The sequence below is a fragment of the Klebsiella sp. 64 genome (genome assembly GCF_018223915.1).
GTDB classification, from domain to species: Bacteria; Pseudomonadota; Gammaproteobacteria; order Enterobacterales; family Enterobacteriaceae; genus Klebsiella; species Klebsiella pneumoniae.
This window is the reverse complement of sequence record NZ_JAGRQZ010000012.1, coordinates 35,448-54,732: the sequence shown is the minus strand read 5'-3', so window position 1 is coordinate 54,732 and position 19,285 is coordinate 35,448. Positions and strand designations below refer to the sequence as shown.

The 19,285-nt window shown below is 57.0% G+C and carries 16 protein-coding genes; 7 read left to right on the top strand and 9 right to left on the bottom strand.

The genetic code is table 11. The features are described 5' to 3' along the window. Positions 1-73: 73 nt before the first annotated feature. Entirely contained in the window at positions 74-1,138 is a 1,065-nt protein-coding gene (gene uxuA / locus KHQ23_RS09330) for a mannonate dehydratase (protein ID WP_002918448.1), read from the bottom strand. Between the two features lie 296 nt (positions 1,139-1,434). Here uxuA and KHQ23_RS09325 point away from each other — a divergent pair, with 296 nt between their 5' ends. Further along, positions 1,435-2,451: a Zn-dependent oxidoreductase gene (locus KHQ23_RS09325; RefSeq protein ID WP_002918451.1), complete on the top strand. Its 1,017-nt coding sequence runs from the start codon at positions 1,435-1,437 to the stop codon at positions 2,449-2,451. An 85-nt stretch (positions 2,452-2,536) separates the two neighbouring features. Then, complete coding sequence (locus KHQ23_RS09320) at positions 2,537-3,820, top strand: MFS transporter (RefSeq protein ID WP_002918453.1); 1,284 nt, start codon at positions 2,537-2,539, stop codon at positions 3,818-3,820. A 51-nt stretch (positions 3,821-3,871) separates the two neighbouring features. On the opposite strand, the gene KHQ23_RS09315 is transcribed toward KHQ23_RS09320, so the two are convergent. After that, positions 3,872-4,804, bottom strand: coding sequence for a TIGR01212 family radical SAM protein (locus KHQ23_RS09315; protein ID WP_002918455.1), 933 nt, complete (start codon positions 4,802-4,804; stop codon positions 3,872-3,874). Positions 4,805-5,477: 673 nt separating this feature from the next. Between KHQ23_RS09315 and gltB the strand changes: the two genes are divergently transcribed. Beyond that, positions 5,478-9,938, top strand: a complete 4,461-nt coding sequence (gene gltB, locus KHQ23_RS09310; protein ID WP_032432296.1) for a glutamate synthase large subunit — start codon at positions 5,478-5,480, stop codon at positions 9,936-9,938. A gap of 9 nt (positions 9,939-9,947) precedes the next feature. Then, a complete protein-coding gene (locus KHQ23_RS09305; RefSeq protein WP_002918461.1) occupies positions 9,948-11,366 on the top strand; it encodes a glutamate synthase small subunit in 1,419 nt (472 codons plus the stop codon). 54 nt (positions 11,367-11,420) lie between these two features. Here KHQ23_RS09305 and KHQ23_RS09300 read toward each other — a convergent pair whose 3' ends face one another. The 7 genes from KHQ23_RS09300 to zapE all read right to left on the bottom strand — a co-directional run bounded on the left by KHQ23_RS09300 (position 11,421) and on the right by zapE (position 15,927). Beyond that, entirely contained in the window at positions 11,421-12,125 is a 705-nt protein-coding gene (locus KHQ23_RS09300) for an N-acetylmannosamine-6-phosphate 2-epimerase (protein WP_032435091.1), read from the bottom strand. A 124-nt stretch (positions 12,126-12,249) separates the two neighbouring features. Then, entirely contained in the window at positions 12,250-12,744 is a 495-nt protein-coding gene (gene sspB / locus KHQ23_RS09295; RefSeq protein ID WP_004188423.1) for a ClpXP protease specificity-enhancing factor, read from the bottom strand. 3 nt (positions 12,745-12,747) lie between these two features. Next, on the bottom strand, positions 12,748-13,386 hold the full coding sequence (gene sspA, locus KHQ23_RS09290; protein ID WP_002918467.1) for a stringent starvation protein SspA: 639 nt from the start codon (positions 13,384-13,386) through the stop codon (positions 12,748-12,750). Next, entirely contained in the window at positions 13,356-13,640 is a 285-nt protein-coding gene (locus KHQ23_RS09285) for a hypothetical protein (protein ID WP_135801240.1), read from the bottom strand. Before KHQ23_RS09285 ends, sspA begins: the two co-directional genes overlap by 31 nt. A gap of 57 nt (positions 13,641-13,697) precedes the next feature. Further along, a complete protein-coding gene (rpsI, locus tag KHQ23_RS09280) occupies positions 13,698-14,090 on the bottom strand; it encodes a 30S ribosomal protein S9 (protein WP_000829818.1) in 393 nt (130 codons plus the stop codon). A gap of 15 nt (positions 14,091-14,105) precedes the next feature. Then, positions 14,106-14,534 carry a 50S ribosomal protein L13 gene (gene rplM / locus KHQ23_RS09275; RefSeq protein ID WP_002918559.1) on the bottom strand — a complete coding sequence of 143 codons (429 nt, stop codon included), beginning with the start codon at positions 14,532-14,534 and terminating at the stop codon, positions 14,106-14,108. A 265-nt stretch (positions 14,535-14,799) separates the two neighbouring features. Next, on the bottom strand, positions 14,800-15,927 hold the full coding sequence (gene zapE, locus KHQ23_RS09270; RefSeq protein WP_004144945.1) for a cell division protein ZapE: 1,128 nt from the start codon (positions 15,925-15,927) through the stop codon (positions 14,800-14,802). Positions 15,928-16,117: 190 nt separating this feature from the next. Here zapE and zapG point away from each other — a divergent pair, with 190 nt between their 5' ends. The 3 genes from zapG to degS all read left to right on the top strand — a co-directional run bounded on the left by zapG (position 16,118) and on the right by degS (position 19,203). After that, the gene (gene zapG, locus KHQ23_RS09265; RefSeq protein WP_002918565.1) at positions 16,118-16,516 is read left to right on the top strand and encodes a Z-ring associated protein ZapG; all 399 of its coding nucleotides are present in this window, start codon (positions 16,118-16,120) and stop codon (positions 16,514-16,516) included. Positions 16,517-16,689: 173 nt separating this feature from the next. After that, positions 16,690-18,057 carry a serine endoprotease DegQ gene (degQ, locus tag KHQ23_RS09260; protein ID WP_004174125.1) on the top strand — a complete coding sequence of 456 codons (1,368 nt, stop codon included), beginning with the start codon at positions 16,690-16,692 and terminating at the stop codon, positions 18,055-18,057. 87 nt (positions 18,058-18,144) lie between these two features. Further along, on the top strand, positions 18,145-19,203 hold the full coding sequence (degS, locus tag KHQ23_RS09255) for an outer membrane-stress sensor serine endopeptidase DegS (protein WP_032435093.1): 1,059 nt from the start codon (positions 18,145-18,147) through the stop codon (positions 19,201-19,203). Positions 19,204-19,285: the final 82 nt, after the last annotated feature.

Here is a 19,285-nt window from a genome sequence, read left to right as displayed (position 1 = left end):
TGCGGGCAGGAGTCGATACGGCGGCCGGCCGCTGAGGCGAACCAGCCGCAAAAGAGGGGGATCAGGAGAGGGATTAACGCTTGCTTAACGCCTCCCAGAGTCCTTTCAGGTAGGTCACGCCAAGGGCGCGGTCGAACAGGCCATAGCCCGGCCGTCCGGTCTCTCCCCAGATAAAGCGACCATGATCCGGGCGAATATAGCCGTCGAATCCGTTGTCATACAGCGCTTGCATCACTTTGTACATATCCAGGGAGCCGTACTCTGACGGATGGGCGCACTCGTAAAAGTCTTTATCCTGCATCAGCTTTATATTGCGGACGTGGGCAAAATGAATTCGCTTACGCCGCGTAAATTCGGCCAGGATGGCGTACACGTCATTATCAGGATCTTCGGCAATCGAGCCGGTGCAGAGCGTAATGCCGTTGGCGGGTGAATCGACGGCCCGGCAGATCCAGTCCAGATCGTCGCGGTTTTTGACCACCCGCGGCAGGCCAAAAATGGAGTACGGCGGGTCGTCCGGGTGGATCGCCATTTTCACCCCAACCTCTTCGCAAACCGGGATCACCGCCTGCAGAAAATAAACCAGGTTCTCCCGCAGCTTCTGATCATCCACCGCGCTATATTTGGCAAACAGGGTCTGCACCTCCGCCAGCCGTTCCGGCTCCCAGCCCGGCAAGGCGAAGCCGTTTGAATTCTCAAGCACCTCCTTCACCACGTCTTCCAGCCGCTTATCGATATCTTTCTTCTCAAACGCCATCGTCAGCGAGCCATCCGGCAGGACGTAGTTCATATCCGTCTTCATCCAGTCGAAAACCGGCATGAAGTTATAGCAGATGACTTTAACGCCAAAGCGGGCAAGGTTGCGGATGGTCTGCTGGTAGTTGGCAATATAGCGCTCACGGGTAGGTAGGCCGATTTTGATGTCGTCATGGATGTTGACGCTCTCTATCACCTCCATTTTCAGGCCTGCGGCATGGGCCTGACCGACCAGACGCTCAATTTTATCCACCGGCCATACTTCGCCCACCGCGACGTCGTAGAGCGCGCCGACCACCCCCTCAACGCCAGGCACCTGGCGAATATGTTCTAATGAAATCTTGTCTTCCTCTGGTCCAAACCAGCGCATTGTCATCTGCATTGTCTTCACCTGCTCAACTTAGTTTAATTTACCCTACTACCATACCAGTAATCATAGATGATTGAGCGTTGGCTGTCGTGATAGCGATCACATTCCTGCCGACCGGCTCGCAAGCGGCGAATGCGTCGGCGCATTCATAATTTTTTTCAATTTATTTCAATAGATTAATCATGCCATGGCTTTTTCTGCCGAGCTTTCTCAAATGTGATCCAGGCCTGATTATGATCTTTTGCATACTTGTATGGTAATAAAAGTAGCGTAATTTGTTCAGAAAAAAGACAATGGAAGGAATCAAAATGAGAAGCGTCGTCGTCAAAGAGCCAGGCCAACTGAACATTGAATCACGTCCGGTTCCAGTTCCGGGCGCCCATGAAGTACGGGTGAAAATTGCTTTTGCCGGGATCTGTGGTTCCGATGTACACATCTATCACGGCCACAACCCTTTCGCGAAATATCCCCGCGTCATCGGCCATGAATTCTATGGCATCATCGACGCCGTCGGCGAGCAGGTATCTCCGGCACGCATCGGCGAGCGTGTCGCGGTGGACCCCGTTGTCAGCTGCGGCCATTGTTATCCTTGCTCGGTAGGAAGGCCGAATGTCTGTACGCAGCTCCAGGTCATAGGAGTTCACCGCGACGGGGGATTTAGCGACTATGCCTGCGTGCCGGCGAAAAATGCCTGGCGCATCCCCGAGGCTATCAGCGACCGTCAGGCAACGATGGTTGAGCCTTTTACCATCGCGGCAAATATTACCGCCCAGCTGCAGCCCACGGCGCAAGATATTGCCCTGGTTTACGGCGCTGGCCCGATGGGGCTGACGATCATTCAGGCGCTAAAGGGGGTATATGGCGTTAAGCAGGTGATCGTCGTGGATCGCATTGCCGAACGTCTGCAGATGGCCCGGGAAAACGGCGCCGATCTGACGCTCGATAACACTGACCAGCCGCTCGCGGAACAGCTGGCGCAGCGGCAGCTTGCCCCCACGCTGGTCATTGATGCCGCCTGCCACCCGGCGATCCTGCAGGAAGCCATTCTCCTCGCCTCCCCCGCCGCCCGCATCGGTATACTCGGTTTCTCCGGCGAGGCCTCGACCCTCACTCAGCAAAGCATCACCAGTAAAGAAATTTCTATTTTCTCCTCCCGGCTGAACAGCGGGCGTTTTCCGCTGGTCATCGACTGGATGGAGAAAGGCCTTATTCGTCCGGAGGCGTTAATCACCCATTGTATGCCGCTGGAGCAGGTGAAAGAGGCCATGGAGATTTTTGCTAACGACCGTAAGACCTGCTGCAAAGTGCTGCTGCAGCTGGGTTAAACCGGCATCGTATAGAATAACGGCCGACGGATATCTGCATATCCGCCGCGCCTGATATAAATAATATAATGAGCATGGTGTTATCATGGGAAAAAATATCCGCTGGATTATCGTCCTGTTATTATTTTTAGTATATATGATAAATTATCTGGACCGGGTGGCATTATCCATTACGGTCCCGATGATTGAAAAGGACCTTGCACTTAACGCTGAACAATTCGGCATTATTTTCGGCAGCTTTTTCTTCGGCTACGCGGTATTTAATTTTATTGGCGGTTTGGCCGTGGATAAGTTTGGCGCAACGCTGGTAATGGGCCTGGCGGTCGGTCTGTGGTCGCTGTTTTGCGGCTTAACCGCGGTAGCCACCGGCTTTTATTCCATGCTGGTGCTGCGGGTGCTTTTCGGGATGGCGGAAGGCCCGATCTGCGCATCGGCGAACAAGATGATCAACGGCTGGTTTCCTAAAAAGCAAGCGGCTACCGCCGTCGGCTTTCTCAGCGCAGGCTCTCCGCTGGGCGGCGCGGTCGCCGGCCCCATCGTCGGTTACCTGGCCCTGGCATTCGGCTGGCGCCCGGCTTTTATGATTATTTTCGCTATCGGTATTGTATGGATGATAGCGTGGTTTTTCATTGCCGCTAATTCGCCCGAAAAGCACAAAAAAGTCAGCCAGGAAGAACTTAAGCTGATTAATAAAATGAAAGAAGAAGAAGTCGCGCTGGAAACAATAGAAAATCAAACAGCTCACTCGCTGGGTTATTATTTGAAACAGCCAATTATTCTGGTAACGGCCTTTGCCTTCTTCTGCTACAACTATATTCTGTTTTTCTTTCTCAGCTGGTTCCCGTCCTATCTGGTACAACAGCACCATCTGGATATTAAACAGATGAGCCTTACCACTATGATCCCATGGATAGTCGGCTTTGTCGGTCTGGCGCTTGGGGGCTATATTTCCGATAAAATTTTTAAACTCACCGGGCGCCTGCTGCTGTCGCGCAAAATTGTGCTGGTGGTATGCCTGCTGATGGCCGCTATCTGCGTGGGACTGGCGGGTACCGTCAGCAGCGTCGTGCCTGCCGTTCTGCTGATGTCGGTCTCCATCTTTTTCCTCTATGTAACCGGGGCGATCTACTGGGCGATTATCCAGGACGTGGTGCATAAATCCCGCGTCGGCGGCGCCAGCGGCTTTATCCATCTTATCGGCAGCGTCTCCGGCATCGTGGGGCCGATTGTTACCGGCTATATCGTGCAGTCTACTGGTAAATTTGACAGCGCTTTCGTTCTCGCCGGCACTATCGCCGCGCTTGGCGCCCTGCTGGTGCTGTTCGTGATCAAAACTCCGCGTGTGACGATGAAAGCCAGCCAGGCATAAATGGCAGGAGCGCGATGTCCGGCATTGTTCCCGACATCGCGCTCGTACTTCTCACTCAGCCTGGGGAGCAACCCAGCTACGGCCCAGCGCCGAGCCCTGAGCGCCCTGCTGATTCAGATAACGATCCAGTTCAACCATGCCGGTCCAGCGATTTTCACACCACAGCGGCGCCAACAGCGTGGGCCGACGGGCGCTGGCGGAAATACGGTGGTAGATCACCTCCGGCGGCGTATGGCGGATCATCTCTCCAGCGGTGACGGTATACGCCTCCAGCTCAATGCCATCGAGACGCCCGGCCTGCCACGCTTTGGCCATAATGCTGCCTTTCACAATATGCAGTGGATGCAATTTGATCCCATCCACGCCGGTCGCCACTACCTGCTCCAGCGTCTGCAGACAATGCCCCTGGCTCTCTCCGGGCAGACCGACGATCAGATGCGCACAGACTTTCAGCCCCCGCTCTCGCGCCAGGCGCGCGGTACGCTGATAACAGGCGAAATCGTGTCCACGGTTAATGCGATGCAGGGTCTTGTCATGAGCAGTTTGCAGCCCCAGCTCCAGCCATACCTCATACCCTTGCTGATGGTATTCACTCAGCAGGTCAAGGACCGCTTGCGGAACGCAGTCCGGGCGGGTGCCGACGCACAGGCCAACGATATTTGCGGCACTGACGGCCTGACGATACATTGAACGGAGCACCTGCACTTCAGCGAAGGTGCTGGTGTAGGCCTGAAAATAGGCCAGATAGCGCTTCGCCCGGTTGACGAGCTGCGCCTGATGAGCGAGCTGTTCGGCGATAGAGCGATGCTGCTGCGCCTCATCGGCAAACGATGCCACGTTACAGAAAGTACAACCGCCGCGGCCCAGCGTGCCGTCGCGGTTTGGGCAGCTAAAACCGCCGTGCAGCGTTAGCTTATGGACCTTTTCGCCATAGCGACGCATAAGATCCCCACCAAACATATTGACTAATTTCTGTAACTGCATAATCTGATAGACCGCCCTCAACAAAGGGGGCCAAGCCTGCCACTTTTCGTCACCGACGGCGATGACCTGGATCAATCGTCAGCGCGGCGACCAACCCTATTGCATAAACAATCAAGATTACTGCAATTTCATTCAACCACCAGGTGATGAGTTTTCCTTATATTTTATCTTCGCATTGCCCTAATCTGCTTTCTGGTAAAAAACGGTATTAATGTCCAGTAGTTAAAAATATTGCAGTCAAATATGCTAATAATGAAATATATTTCAGCGCATATTGGTAATGCAAAGCCGCGTGCACAGTGAGACAGATCACACTAGCCGCACCACCAGCAGGCGTATTCAAAGCATAAAAATTGCCATTATTTTCTTTAATAACAATTAGTTAACTTGGGTATAGCACATTTTTGTATTAATAAGATTGCCATTTGACGTAAGTGTGGATTCCCGATAAGTTGGGAATCCGCTGGAAGCTTTCTGGATGAGCACTCTGCTCATCATATTTATGCAGTAATTGAGATTCCCTCTTAACAGCAAGTCCTCAAACTTGTGTACCGATGCGAAAAGGATTTAAAGAGGGCGAATGCGAGGTGTAAACCCCGTCGCCATGCTCTTTCTGTGCCTGTGCGCAATCGGTATCGGAGGGTGTCCGTAGAGCCTGGGGAGGTTCACTGATATGTTGTACGACAAATCCCTTGAGAGGGATAACTGTGGTTTCGGCCTGATCGCCCACATAGAAGGCGAACCTAGCCACAAGGTAGTGCGAACCGCAATACACGCACTGGCCCGCATGCAGCACCGTGGCGCAATCCTTGCCGATGGTAAAACCGGCGACGGTTGCGGTCTGCTGCTGCAAAAACCCGATCGTTTCTTCCGCATCGTTGCCGAAGAGCGCGGCTGGCGTTTAGCCAAAAACTACGCCGTTGGGATGCTGTTCCTGAATAAAGATCCTGAGCTGGCTAAAGCGGCGCGCCGCATCGTTGAAGAAGAACTTCAGCTTGAGACCCTGTCGATTGTCGGCTGGCGCGATGTGCCGACCAACGAAGGCGTGCTCGGTGAAATCGCCCTCTCCTCGCTGCCCCGTATTGAGCAAATCTTTGTCAACGCCCCGGCTGGCTGGCGCCCGCGCGATATGGAGCGCCGTCTGTTTATTGCGCGTCGTCGCATTGAAAAACGTCTGCAGGAAGACAAAGATTTCTACGTTTGTAGCTTGTCCAATCTGGTCAACATCTATAAAGGTCTGTGTATGCCGGCGGATTTGCCGCGCTTCTACCTGGACCTCGCGGACCTGCGCCTGGAGTCGGCTATCTGCCTGTTCCACCAGCGCTTCTCCACCAACACCGTACCACGCTGGCCGTTGGCGCAGCCGTTCCGCTACCTGGCGCACAACGGTGAAATTAACACCATTACCGGCAACCGCCAGTGGGCCCGCGCCCGTACCTATAAGTTCCAGACCCCGCTGATCCCAGACCTGCACGACGCCGCGCCGTTCGTTAACGAAACCGGCTCCGACTCCAGTTCCATGGACAACATGCTGGAGCTGCTGCTGGCCGGCGGGATGGACATCGTGCGCGCCATGCGTCTGCTGGTGCCGCCAGCCTGGCAGAACAACCCGGATATGGATCCGGAGCTGCGTTCGTTCTTCGACTTTAACTCCATGCATATGGAGCCGTGGGACGGCCCGGCGGGCATCGTCATGTCCGATGGCCGCTATGCGGCCTGTAACCTCGACCGTAACGGTCTGCGCCCGGCGCGCTACGTCATTACCAAAGATAAGCTCATCACCTGCGCCTCCGAAGTCGGCATCTGGGATTACCAGCCTGACGAAGTGGTCGAGAAAGGCCGCGTGGGCCCGGGCGAGCTGATGGTTATCGATACCCGTGCCGGACGCATTCTGCACTCAGCGGAAACCGATGACGATCTGAAGAGCCGCCATCCGTATAAAGAGTGGATGGAGAAAAACGTTCGTCGCCTGGTGCCGTTCGAAGATCTGCCGGACGAAGAGGTTGGCAGCCGCCAGCTGGATAACGACACGCTCGCCAGCTACCAGAAACAGTTTAACTACAGCGCGGAAGAGCTGGACTCCGTCCTGCGCGTGCTCGGCGAAAATGGCCAGGAAGCAGTCGGTTCGATGGGCGATGACACGCCTTTCGCCGTGCTCTCCAGCCAGCCGCGCATTATCTACGATTACTTCCGTCAGCAGTTCGCCCAGGTGACTAACCCGCCGATCGACCCGCTGCGCGAAGCGCACGTCATGTCGCTGGCTACCAGCATCGGCCGTGAAATGAACGTCTTCTGCGAAGCGGAAGGCCAGGCGCATCGTCTGAGCTTCAAATCGCCGATCCTGCTGTACTCCGATTTTAAACAGCTGACGACGATGGAAGAAGAGCACTATCGCGCCGACGTCCTCGATATCACGTTCAACCCGGCAGAGGCCTCCCTCAGCGAGACGGTGAAAGCGCTGTGCGATAAAGCGGAGCAAATGGTGCGCGACGGCACCGTGCTGCTGGTGCTCTCTGACCGCAACATCGCCAAAGACCGTCTGCCGGTACCGGCGCCGATGGCCGTTGGCGCGATCCAGACCCGTCTGGTCGATAAAAGCCTGCGCTGCGATGCCAACATCATCGTTGAAACCGCCAGCGCCCGCGATCCGCACCACTTCGCCGTGCTGCTCGGCTTTGGGGCGACGGCTATCTATCCCTACCTCGCCTACGAAACGCTGGCGAAGCTGGTCGACAGCAAAGCCATCGATAAACCGTACCGTGCGGTGATGCTGAACTATCGCAACGGTATCAATAAAGGTCTGTATAAGATCATGTCCAAGATGGGGATCTCGACCATCGCCTCCTACCGCTGCTCGAAGCTGTTCGAAGCGGTCGGTCTGCATCGCGATGTCTCCGAGCTCTGCTTCCAGGGCGTGGTCAGCCGCATCGGCGGCGCCAGCTTCGACGACTTCCAGCAGGATCTGCTGAATCTGTCGAAACGCGCCTGGCTGGCGCGTAAGCCACTGGCCCAGGGCGGTTTGCTGAAATATGTGCACGGCGGCGAATATCATGCCTACAACCCGGACGTGGTGCGCACCCTGCAGCAGGCCGTGCAGAGCGGCGAATACAGCGATTATCAACAATACGCGAAACTGGTTAACGAACGTCCAGCGGCCACGCTGCGCGACCTGCTGGCGCTCAACCCAGGCGAAGACGCCATCAGCATCGACGAAGTAGAGCCGGCGAAGGAGCTGTTTAAACGCTTCGATACCGCGGCGATGTCGATCGGCGCCCTGAGCCCGGAAGCGCACGAGTCGCTGGCGGAAGCGATGAACAGCATCGGCGGCTTCTCCAACTCCGGTGAAGGCGGTGAAGACCCGGCGCGCTACGGCACTAATAAAGTGTCGCGCATCAAGCAGGTCGCGTCCGGCCGCTTCGGCGTCACGCCAGCCTACCTGGTCAATGCCGACGTCATCCAGATCAAAGTCGCCCAGGGGGCGAAACCGGGTGAAGGTGGCCAGCTGCCGGGTGATAAAGTCACCCCGTACATCGCCAAACTGCGCTATTCGGTACCGGGCGTCACGCTGATTTCCCCGCCGCCGCACCACGATATCTACTCTATCGAGGATCTGGCGCAGCTGATTTTCGACCTCAAGCAGGTCAATCCGAAAGCGATGATTTCGGTCAAACTGGTTTCTGAGCCGGGCGTTGGCACCATCGCCACCGGCGTGGCCAAAGCCTATGCCGACCTGATCACCATCGCCGGCTACGACGGCGGCACCGGGGCGAGCCCGCTCTCTTCGGTGAAATATGCCGGCTGTCCGTGGGAGCTCGGCCTGGTGGAAACCCAGCAGGCGCTGGTCGCTAACGGTCTGCGTCATAAGATCCGTCTGCAGGTGGATGGCGGCCTGAAAACCGGTCTTGATATCATCAAAGCGGCGATCCTCGGCGCGGAGAGCTTCGGTTTCGGTACCGGCCCGATGGTCGCGCTGGGCTGTAAATACCTGCGTATTTGCCACCTGAACAACTGCGCTACCGGCGTGGCGACCCAGGATGACAAACTGCGTAAGAATCACTATCACGGTCTGCCGTTCAAAGTGACCAACTACTTTGAATTTATCGCCCGTGAGACCCGCGAGCTGATGGCCCAGCTGGGCGTCAAGCGTCTGGTGGATCTGATTGGCCGCACCGATCTGCTCAAAGAGCTGGATGGGTTCACCGCCAAGCAGCAGAAACTGGATCTGGGTAAACTGCTGGAGACCGCAGAGCCGCATCCGGGCAAAGCGCTGTACTGCACCGAGAACAACCCACCGTTCGATAACGGCGTGCTCAACGCCCAGCTGCTGCAGCAGGCGAAACCGTACGTGGATGAAAAGCAGAGCAAGACGTTCTGGTTTGATATTCGTAACACCGACCGCTCCGTGGGGGCCTCGCTGTCCGGGTATATCGCCCAGACCCATGGCGACCAAGGACTGGCGGGCGACCCGATCGTCGCTCACTTTAGCGGCACCGCGGGCCAGAGCTTCGGCGTGTGGAACGCCGGCGGCGTGGAACTGCATCTGACTGGCGACGCCAACGACTACGTCGGGAAAGGCATGGCGGGCGGTCTGCTGGCCATTCGTCCGCCGGTGGGCTCTGCGTTCCGCAGCCATGAAGCCAGTATTATCGGCAACACCTGCCTGTACGGCGCGACCGGTGGTCGTCTGTACGCCGCAGGCCGCGCGGGCGAGCGTTTCGCCGTGCGTAACTCCGGCGCCATCACCGTGGTGGAAGGCATCGGCGACAACGGCTGCGAATATATGACCGGCGGCATCGTCTGCGTGCTCGGAAAAACCGGCGTCAACTTTGGCGCAGGGATGACCGGCGGCTTTGCCTATGTCCTGGATGAAGATGGCGACTTCCGCAAACGCGTGAACCCGGAGCTGGTGGAAGTGCTGGACGTTGATTCTCTGGCCATCCATGAAGAGCACCTGCGCGGTTTAATCACCGAGCACGTACAGCTTACCGGTTCGCAACGCGGCGAAGAGATCCTCGCCAACTGGCCGGCCTTCTCCGCGAAGTTTGCGCTGGTTAAACCAAAGTCCAGCGATGTTAAAGCACTGTTGGGTCACCGTAGTCGTTCCGCAGCTGAGCTGCGGGTGCAGGCGCAGTAAGGGGTTAAGATGAGTCAGAACGTTTATCAATTTATCGACCTGCAGCGCGTTGATCCGCCAAAGAAACCGCTGAAGATCCGTAAAATTGAGTTTGTGGAAATTTACGAGCCGTTTTCAGAAGGCCAGGCCAAGGCGCAGGCGGATCGCTGCCTCTCCTGTGGCAACCCGTACTGCGAATGGAAGTGCCCGGTGCATAACTACATCCCGAACTGGCTGAAGCTGGCCAACGAGGGGCGTATTTTTGAAGCGGCCGAGCTGTCGCATCAAACCAACACTCTGCCGGAAGTCTGCGGGCGCGTCTGCCCGCAGGACCGCCTGTGTGAAGGCTCCTGTACGCTGAACGATGAGTTCGGCGCGGTGACCATCGGCAACATCGAACGCTATATCAACGATAAGGCATTCGAGATGGGCTGGCGTCCGGATCTCTCCGACGTGAAGCCGACCGGTAAAACCGTCGCGATCATCGGCGCTGGCCCGGCGGGCCTCGCCTGCGCCGACGTGCTGACCCGTAACGGCGTCAAGGCGGTGGTATTTGACCGTCATCCGGAAATCGGCGGCCTGCTGACCTTCGGTATCCCGGCGTTCAAGCTGGAAAAAGAGGTGATGACCCGCCGCCGGGAGATCTTCACCGGCATGGGCATTGAGTTCAAACTCAATACCGAAGTGGGCCGCGACGTGCAGCTCGACGACCTGCTGAAGGAGTACGATGCGGTGTTCCTCGGCGTCGGGACCTATCAGTCGATGCGCGGTGGACTGGACAACGAAGACGCTCCGGGTGTTTACGACGCGCTGCCGTTCCTGATCGCTAACACTAAGCAGATCATGGGCTTTGGTGAAACCGCCGATGAGCCCTATGTCAGCATGGAAGGCAAACGCGTGGTGGTGCTCGGCGGTGGCGATACCGCGATGGACTGCGTACGCACCTCCGTCCGTCAGAATGCGGCGCACGTGATCTGCGCCTATCGCCGTGACGAAGAGAACATGCCCGGCTCAAAACGCGAAGTGAAAAACGCGCGCGAAGAAGGCGTTGAGTTCCAGTTTAACGTCCAGCCGCTGGGCGTGGAAGTGAATGCCAATGGTAAGGTTTGCGGCGTGAAGATGGCGCGCACCGAAATGGGCCAGCCGGATGCGAAGGGCCGCCGCCGCGCGGAGATCGTCCCCGGCTCTGAGCACGTGGTGCCGGCTGACGCCGTAGTCATGGCGTTTGGCTTCCGTCCGCACAGCATGGAGTGGCTGGCGAAGCACAGCGTCGAACTGGACTCCCAGGGCCGTATTATCGCCCCGGAAGGCAGCGAAAACGCCTTCCAGACCAGCAACCCGAAAATCTTCGCCGGTGGCGATATCGTTCGCGGTTCCGATCTGGTGGTCACCGCGATTGCCGAAGGCCGTAAAGCGGCGGACGGGATCCTCAACTACCTTGAAGTCTGATTAGGTCCGGAGCCTCACGCATAAAAGCCCGATGGTTAACGTCATCGGGCTTTTTTATTGCTCATTCGCCGGGCAAACCGCCGCTTTCAGCGCCGTATTATACCAGCCGCAGATATGCTCCAGGCGGGTAATCGCCGAGCCGACGGTCACCGCCCACGCGCCGCAACGCATCGCCTCCGCCGCCTGGGCAGGCGTGTTATAGCGCCCTTCGGCAATCACTCTGCAGCCCGCAACGCTCAGGCATTGCACCAGCGCCAGATCCGGCTCATCCTGCGTCTCCTCTGCGGTATAGCCGGAGAGAGTCGTCCCGACAATCTCAGCCCCCAACTGCCAGCACTCGAGAGCATCGTCGAGAGATGAGCAATCGGCCATCGCCACTTTTCCCAGCTGATGAATTTCTGCTAATAGCGCCGACACTGACGCCGGACGCTGACGCTGGGTGCCGTCAATAGCAATAATATCCGCTCCGCCCTGCGCCAGCGCGTCGATATCTTCCAGCCATGGCGTAATACGCACCGGGCTATCGGGCAAATCGCGTTTGATCAACCCAATAACGGGCACTGTCACTAACGGACGAACGGCCTGCAGGTTGGCCAGGCCTTCGATGCGCAGCGCTACCGCTCCCGCCTGCTCAGCCGCCAGCGCCATTGCCGCGACGATAGCGGGATTATCCAGCGGGCTGCCCGGCACCGGCTGGCAGGAGACAATTAATCCGCCATGATGACGGATACGCTGGTCCAGTTGTGCGAGTAAAGACATGTCTGCTCCCTAAAAACTACCTGTGGCGATGACGATACCAGCCATGGGACGCCTCGTTTGTGGCAGAGTTAACAAAGCGGACAGACAAAAAAACAGGCCCCGCAGGGCCTGTCAGAGAAGGGATTTACTTCACCACGCGCAGCGCCGGGCGACCACCGCGCGGCGGCGGCGTGTCGTCAGGATCGTCGTCGTGATTATCCGGCTTATCGCCATCGATCACCGACATCACCGTATCGCTTTCACTCTCCGGCGCGACGTCATCATCGTTGAGGCTGCTGACGTCTTCGTCATAGGCCGCTTCCGGTTCGAACATCGTACCAGCGCCGTTCTCACGGGCGTAGATGGCGAGTACCGCAGCCAGCGGGACAGACACGTTGCGTGGTACCCCGCCAAAGCGCGCGTTGAAGCGCACTTCGTCGTTCGCCAGCTCGAGATTGCCTACCGCACGCGGGGCAATATTGAGAACGATTTGCCCATCGCGCGCGTACTCCATCGGCACGAGCACGCCCGGCAGCGTCACATCCACCACCAGGTGCGGCGTCAGCTGGTTATCCAGCAGCCAGTCATAAAACGCCCGTAACAGATACGGGCGACGCGGCGTCAGCTGTGATACATCCATTATTTAGCCCCGACCGAGGCGCATTTCACGCTCGGCTTCAGTTAAAGAAGCGAGGAAGGAATCACGCTCAAATACGCGAGTCATATAGCCTTTGAGCTCTTTCGCGCCAGCGCCAACCAGCTCCACACCAAGAACCGGCAGACGCCACAGCAGCGGCGCCAGGTAGCAGTCCACCAGGCTGAACTCATCGCTCAGGAAGTAAGGTTTCTGGGTGAAGACCGGCGCGATGGCCAGCAATTCTTCACGCAGCTGCTTACGCGCAGCATCAGCTTGCGCTGCGGTACCGCTCTGGATGGTGTTCATCAGCGAATACCAGTCCTTCTCGATACGTTGCATATACAGGCGGCTTTCACCACGCGCCACCGGATAAACCGGCATTAACGGCGGGTGCGGGAAACGCTCATCCAGATACTCCATAATGATGCGGGATTCCCACAGAGTGAGCTCACGATCCACCAGCGTCGGTACGCTTTGATTCGGGTTGAGGTCAATCAGATCCTGAGGCGGGTTATCCTTCTCCACGTGCTCTATCTCAAAACTGACACCCTTCTCGGCCAGCACAATGCGGACCTGATGGCTATAGATGTCAGTAGGACCAGAAAACAGCGTCATTACCGAACGTTTGTTGGCAGCGACAGCCATGAAAACCTCCAGGTATATTCAGAATTTTGTACTGCTGCCGGCCACTCATGACCAGCCAGATGTAAAAACCCCATTAGCGCGATGTCACCTTCGTTCACGAATAAAACAAAAAATGAACAATCACCAGCATTTGGGCAGAAAATTGGATGATAGTTTACCAGATTTTGAAGACGTTGTGGTGAGGGGATTCTGGAAATGCTGAAAAAGTGGCGAGAACCGGCGCTATGCTTGTGGATAACAGCCGTTTTATCCATAAAAAAACCCGCCGAAGCGGGTTTTTTCGCAAATTGTTCTGCGTGAGCAGAAAACAATTAACGTTTGGAGAACTGCGGACGACGACGTGCTTTACGCAGACCGACTTTCTTACGTTCAACCTGACGAGCGTCACGAGTAACGAAGCCAGCTTTACGCAGTTCGGAACGCAGGGACTCGTCGTACTCCATCAGAGCGCGGGTGATACCGTGACGGATCGCACCAGCCTGACCAGAGATACCACCACCTTTAACAGTGATGTACAGATCCAGTTTCTCAACCATGTCGACCAGTTCCAGCGGCTGACGAACTACCATGCGGGCAGTTTCACGACCGAAGTACTGTTCCAGAGAACGCTGGTTGATAACGATTTTACCGTTGCCCGGTTTGATGAAAACGCGAGCTGCGGAACTTTTGCGGCGACCAGTGCCGTAGTATTGATTTTCAGCCATTGCCTATAATCCCGATTAGATGTCAAGAACTTGCGGTTGCTGTGCCGCGTGGTTGTGCTCGTTACCCGCGTAAACTTTCAGTTTACGGTACATAGCACGACCCAGCGGGCCTTTTGGCAGCATGCCTTTAACCGCGATTTCAATCACACGCTCAGGACGGCGGGCAATCATCTCTTCAAAGGTCGCTTCTTTGATACCACCGATGTGGCCGGTGTGGTGGTAGTACATTTTGTCTTCGCGCTTGTTGCCGGTAACAGCAACTTTTTCTGCGTTCAGAACGATGATGTAATCACCGGTATCAACGTGCGGAGTGTATTCCGCTTTGTGCTTACCGCGCAGGCGACGAGCCAGTTCAGTAGCCAGACGGCCCAGAGTTTTACCGGTCGCGTCAACAACATACCAGTCGCGTTTTACGGTTTCTGGTTTAGCTGTAAAAGTTTTCATTAAAAGCTTACCCAAATAATAAGTTACACGTTGGTGAACACCCAAACGTTTAGTCAGTTGAGGTTCACACGACATTGTCCAGCAAACCTACCCCTTCGAATAGCCTATGCCGGCGCATAGAAAGTTTCGGGAAAAAAACCTTCTCGTAACGTGGGGTCGCAAGATTATAGAGAAGTCGGGGTCAAAGATCGACCCCTTTATGAGATTTTTCAGGCCGCGCCCGGGGCGGCCTTGCGGCCCTGAATCCGCCTGAAAAAGTCCCCTGTCAGGGCATATGCGGACGTTTGAGGTACTCTTCGCTCTGCATCTCCTGCAGACGAGAGAGACAGCGCTGGAACTCAAACTTCAGCCGCTCGCCCTGGTAAATGTCGTACAGCGGTACTGCCGCGCTGACCACCAGCTTTACATGGCGCTCGTAGAACTCATCCACCAGAGCGATAAAGCGGCGGGCCTCGCTCTCCAGCTGCGCGGTCATCACCGGCACGTCGAACAGCATCACCGTATGGAACAGTCGGGAGAGCGCGATATAGTCATGCTGGCTGCGCGCATCCACGCATAGCGTGGCGAATGACGCCGCCAGCGTCTGGTTTTCTACGCCGAGGGTAGGCAGCTCGCGATGGTTAATCTCCAGCGTCGGCCCGGCAGCGCGCGGCGCGCCCGCCAGCGCGAGCCACAGTTTATCCATCTGTTCGCGGGTGTCGTTATTCAGCGGCGACAGCCACAGGTGCGCCTGCGTCAGGGTACGCAGTCGATAATCGATGCCGGCATCGACGTTCATAATATCGCAATGCTGCTTGATGGCGTCGATCGCCGGCAGAAAACGGGCCCGCTGCAGGCCATTACGATAGAGTTCATCCGGCGGAATATTGGAGGTCGCCACCAGGGTGATGCCGCGGGCGAACAGGGCTTTCATCAGCCCGCCCAACAGCATGGCGTCGGTAATATCGGAGACAAAAAACTCGTCGAAACAGAGCACGTCGGTTTCCGCTTTAAAGCGGTCGGCGACGATCTCCAGCGGGTCGCTATGTCCCTGCAGGGTGGTCAGCTCTTCGTGTACGCGCAGCATGAAACGATGGAAATGCAGGCGCTGTTTACGCTCGCCCGGCAGGCTCTGGTAAAACAGGTCCATCAGCCAGGTTTTGCCTCGCCCCACGCCGCCCCACATATACAGGCCGCGGACAGGTGCCGTCCCGGCAGCCGGCTCGCGCTTACCCAGCAGTTTGCCGAATTTCGCGCGCAAACCGCCGCCTGACGCGACCGGCGCGGGCTGCGTCTGCAGTTCCTGGTAAATGGTATCAAGGCGGCTCACCGCTTCTTGCTGGACGTCGTCGGGTTGATGGCTGCCCTCTTTCAGGGCTAAAAGGTAACGCGATGTTGGAGACAGGCTTTGCATGATCTAATTGTTATTCCTTGAAAACCGTAATGCCGAAGCTCACGATTGACGAAAAAAAGGCCGTTCTACACTACGCGATGATACGCCAGGATTCCACTTCTGTGGAATTAGCGGTTATAGTGGCACTATCGGGCGCAGGCGGAGAGCCTAAGAGCCACCCTACGGAACCACAATACAACGGGAGATGTTCATGACCTGGGAATACGCGCTAATTGGGTTAGTCGTCGGTATCATCATTGGCGCCGTCGCCATGCGTTTCGGCAACCGCAAACTGCGCCAACAGCAGGCGCTGCAGTACGAACTGGAAAAGAATAAAGCCGAGCTTGAAGAGTACCGTGAAGAGCTGGTGAGCCACTTTGCGCGTAGCGCCGAACTGCTGGATAACATGGCGCACGACTATCGTCAGCTATATCAGCATATGGCGAAAAGCTCTAACAACCTGCTGCCGGACTCGATGGCAGACGCCAACCCGTTCCGCAACCGTCTGGAAGAGTCTGAAGCCAGCAACGATCAGGCGCCGGTCCAGATGCCGCGCGACTACTCCGAGGGCGCATCCGGTTTACTGCGCGGAGGCGCAAAACGCGATTAAGCCTCGCTGCGATTAAAATATTCTCCGGGCGCGCCCGTCGCGCCCGCTCCTTCCCCCACTTCCCGGCTACAATTTAAACCAGTCCCCACGTTGTTACCTGTGCAAAAATTCAATAACATCAGGTTATTCAGGACATTTTTCCATACACCTCAGGTTACGAGAGCCAGCATCTAATGAAGAAACAGACTTTGCTGTTGAGTGCGTTAGCGTTAAGCATTGGGTTATCGTTGTCGGTCCTGCCTCCGGCAGCGGCATCCTTACCGACTCAGGTGCCCGGCCAGGGCGCCTTACCAAGCCTGGCGCCGATGCTGGAAAAGGTTCTGCCGGCGGTAGTTAGCGTACAGGTGGAAGGCACCGCCTCGCCGACGCTCAATATGCCGGAAGAGCTGAAAAAATATTTTGGCGATAACGCCCCGCAGGAGCAGGCGCAGCCGTTTGAAGGGCTCGGCTCCGGCGTTATCATCGACGCGGCGAAAGGCTATGTGCTGACCAATAACCACGTCATCAATCAGGCGCAGAAGATCAGCGTCCAGCTGAACGATGGCCGTGAGTTCGATGCCAAACTGGTCGGGAGCGATGAACAGAGCGATATCGCTCTGCTGCAGCTGATTAAGCCAGACCACCTGACGCAAATCGCCATTGCTGACTCTGATAAACTTCGCGTCGGCGACTTCGCCGTCGCCGTCGGCAACCCGTTCGGCCTTGGCCAGACCGCCACCTCCGGCATTATCTCTGCCCTTGGCCGCAGCGGCTTGAACCTTGAAGGGCTGGAGAATTTCATTCAGACCGACGCCTCGATTAACCGCGGCAACTCCGGCGGCGCGCTGCTGAACCTCAACGGCGAGCTTATCGGGATCAACACCGCGATCCTCGCGCCGGGCGGCGGCAGCATCGGCATCGGCTTTGCCATTCCAAGCAATATGGCGAAAACCCTCGCCGACCAGCTTATTCAGTTTGGCGAAATCAAGCGCGGCCTGTTGGGCATTAAAGGCATGGAAATGAGCGCCGACATCGCCAAAGCGATGAATCTCAACGTTCAGCGCGGCGCCTTCGTCAGTGAAGTCCTGCCAAACTCCGGCTCCGCCAAAGCGGGGATTAAATCCGGGGACGTCATCGTGAGTCTGAACGGCAAACCGCTGAACAGTTTCGCCGAACTGCGTTCGCGGATCGCCACCACCGAGCCGGGTACCAAGGTCAAACTGGGCCTGCTGCGCGATGGAAAGCCGGTCGATGTCGAAGTGACCCTGGATAAGAGCACCTCCTCAACCGCCAGCGCGGAACTGATTATCCCGGCGCTGCAGGGGGCCTCGTTCAGCGACGGCCAGATGAAAGATGGCACCAAAGGAGTGGTGATCGATAATGTGGATAAAGGCAGCGCCGCCGCCCAGGTCGGTCTGCATAAGGATGACATTATCATTGGCCTTAACCGGCAGCGTATTCACTCAATTGCCGAACTGCGCAAAGCGCTCGAAGGCAAACCGCCGGTCATCGCCCTGAACGTGATCCGCGGCAACGAAAGCATCTATCTGCTGCTGCGCTGATTGTCTCTCCGGGCATCGCCGCCATGTGCGATGTCCGGACAACTCATGCTATGCTGCGCCTGACCATTCATTAACGATATCTGCATCATGCCTGGAAAGTTATTACGTTCAGTACTCATCGGTTTGCTTGTCGGGGGTCTGCTGCTGGCCCTGATGCCCTCGCTGCGCCAGTGGCAGTTGGCGCCGACTACCCAGAACGATACGGCAGACGACTCCCCGGCGAGCTATAACGCCGCGGTGCGCCGCGCGGCGCCCGCCGTGGTGAACGTCTATAACCGCGCCCTTAACAGCACCAGCCATAATCAGCTGACGCTTGGCTCAGGGGTGATTATGGATCAGCGCGGCTATATCCTGACCAACAAGCATGTTATCAACGATGCCGATCAGATTATCGTCGCCCTGCAGGACGGCCGCGTCTTCGAAGCGCTGCTGGTAGGATCCGATTCCCTCACCGATCTCGCCGTGCTCAAGATCAATGCTACCGGCGGGCTGCCGGTGATCCCGATCAATCCGAAACGCACGCCGCACATCGGCGACGTGGTGCTGGCGATTGGCAACCCTTATAACCTGGGGCAGACCATCACCCAGGGGATTATCAGCGCCACAGGGCGCATTGGCCTCAATCCGACCGGCCGCCAGAACTTCCTGCAGACTGACGCCTCGATCAACCACGGTAACTCCGGCGGGGCGCTGGTGAACTCTCTCGGCGAGCTGATGGGGATTAACACCCTCTCCTTTGACAAGAGCAATGACGGCGAAACGCCGGAAGGCATTGGCTTTGCGATCCCGTTCCAGTTAGCGGCCAAAATTATGGATAAACTGATCCGCGATGGCCGGGTGATCCGCGGCTATATCGGCATTAGCGGCCGGGAGATCGCCCCGCTGCACGCGCAGGGCGGAGGGATCGATCAGATTCAGGGGATCGTCGTTAACGATGTCGCCCCGGACGGTCCAGCGGCGCAAGCCGGGATCCGCGCCAACGACGTAATCATCTCCGTGAATGACAAACCCGCCGTCTCGGCACTGGAGACGATGGATCAGGTGGCCGAGATCCGCCCGGGATCGGAAATTCCGGTGGTCATCATGCGTGATGATAAGAAAATCACGCTCCATATCGCCGTCCAGGAATACCCGGCCACCAACTAAACGGCTCCCCGTTTGGGGAGCCACGTTAATCGCTAAATACCGGACCGGCCGGGAATCTGACCAGAAACCCGGTTTCCATGAA

Bases quoted from the DNA above. Each gene is read 5' to 3' on its own strand.
- zapE (WP_004144945.1), bottom strand. From the start codon at position 15,927: ATGCAAAGCCTGTCTCCAACATCGCGTTACCTTTTAGCCCTGAAAGAG.
- KHQ23_RS09305 (WP_002918461.1), top strand. From the start codon at position 9,948: ATGAGTCAGAACGTTTATCAATTTATCGACCTGCAGCGCGTTGATCCG.
- sspA (WP_002918467.1), bottom strand. From the start codon at position 13,386: ATGGCTGTCGCTGCCAACAAACGTTCGGTAATGACGCTGTTTTCTGGT.
- KHQ23_RS09300 (WP_032435091.1), bottom strand. From the start codon at position 12,125: ATGTCTTTACTCGCACAACTGGACCAGCGTATCCGTCATCATGGCGGA.
- gltB (WP_032432296.1), top strand. From the start codon at position 5,478: ATGTTGTACGACAAATCCCTTGAGAGGGATAACTGTGGTTTCGGCCTG.
- degQ (WP_004174125.1), top strand. From the start codon at position 16,690: ATGAAGAAACAGACTTTGCTGTTGAGTGCGTTAGCGTTAAGCATTGGG.
- rplM (WP_002918559.1), bottom strand. From the start codon at position 14,534: ATGAAAACTTTTACAGCTAAACCAGAAACCGTAAAACGCGACTGGTAT.
- sspB (WP_004188423.1), bottom strand. From the start codon at position 12,744: ATGGATGTATCACAGCTGACGCCGCGTCGCCCGTATCTGTTACGGGCG.
- zapG (WP_002918565.1), top strand. From the start codon at position 16,118: ATGACCTGGGAATACGCGCTAATTGGGTTAGTCGTCGGTATCATCATT.
- KHQ23_RS09320 (WP_002918453.1), top strand. From the start codon at position 2,537: ATGGGAAAAAATATCCGCTGGATTATCGTCCTGTTATTATTTTTAGTA.
- rpsI (WP_000829818.1), bottom strand. From the start codon at position 14,090: ATGGCTGAAAATCAATACTACGGCACTGGTCGCCGCAAAAGTTCCGCA.
- KHQ23_RS09285 (WP_135801240.1), bottom strand. From the start codon at position 13,640: ATGGATAAAACGGCTGTTATCCACAAGCATAGCGCCGGTTCTCGCCAC.
- uxuA (WP_002918448.1), bottom strand. From the start codon at position 1,138: ATGCAGATGACAATGCGCTGGTTTGGACCAGAGGAAGACAAGATTTCA.
- KHQ23_RS09315 (WP_002918455.1), bottom strand. From the start codon at position 4,804: ATGCAGTTACAGAAATTAGTCAATATGTTTGGTGGGGATCTTATGCGT.
- KHQ23_RS09325 (WP_002918451.1), top strand. From the start codon at position 1,435: ATGAGAAGCGTCGTCGTCAAAGAGCCAGGCCAACTGAACATTGAATCA.
- degS (WP_032435093.1), top strand. From the start codon at position 18,145: ATGCCTGGAAAGTTATTACGTTCAGTACTCATCGGTTTGCTTGTCGGG.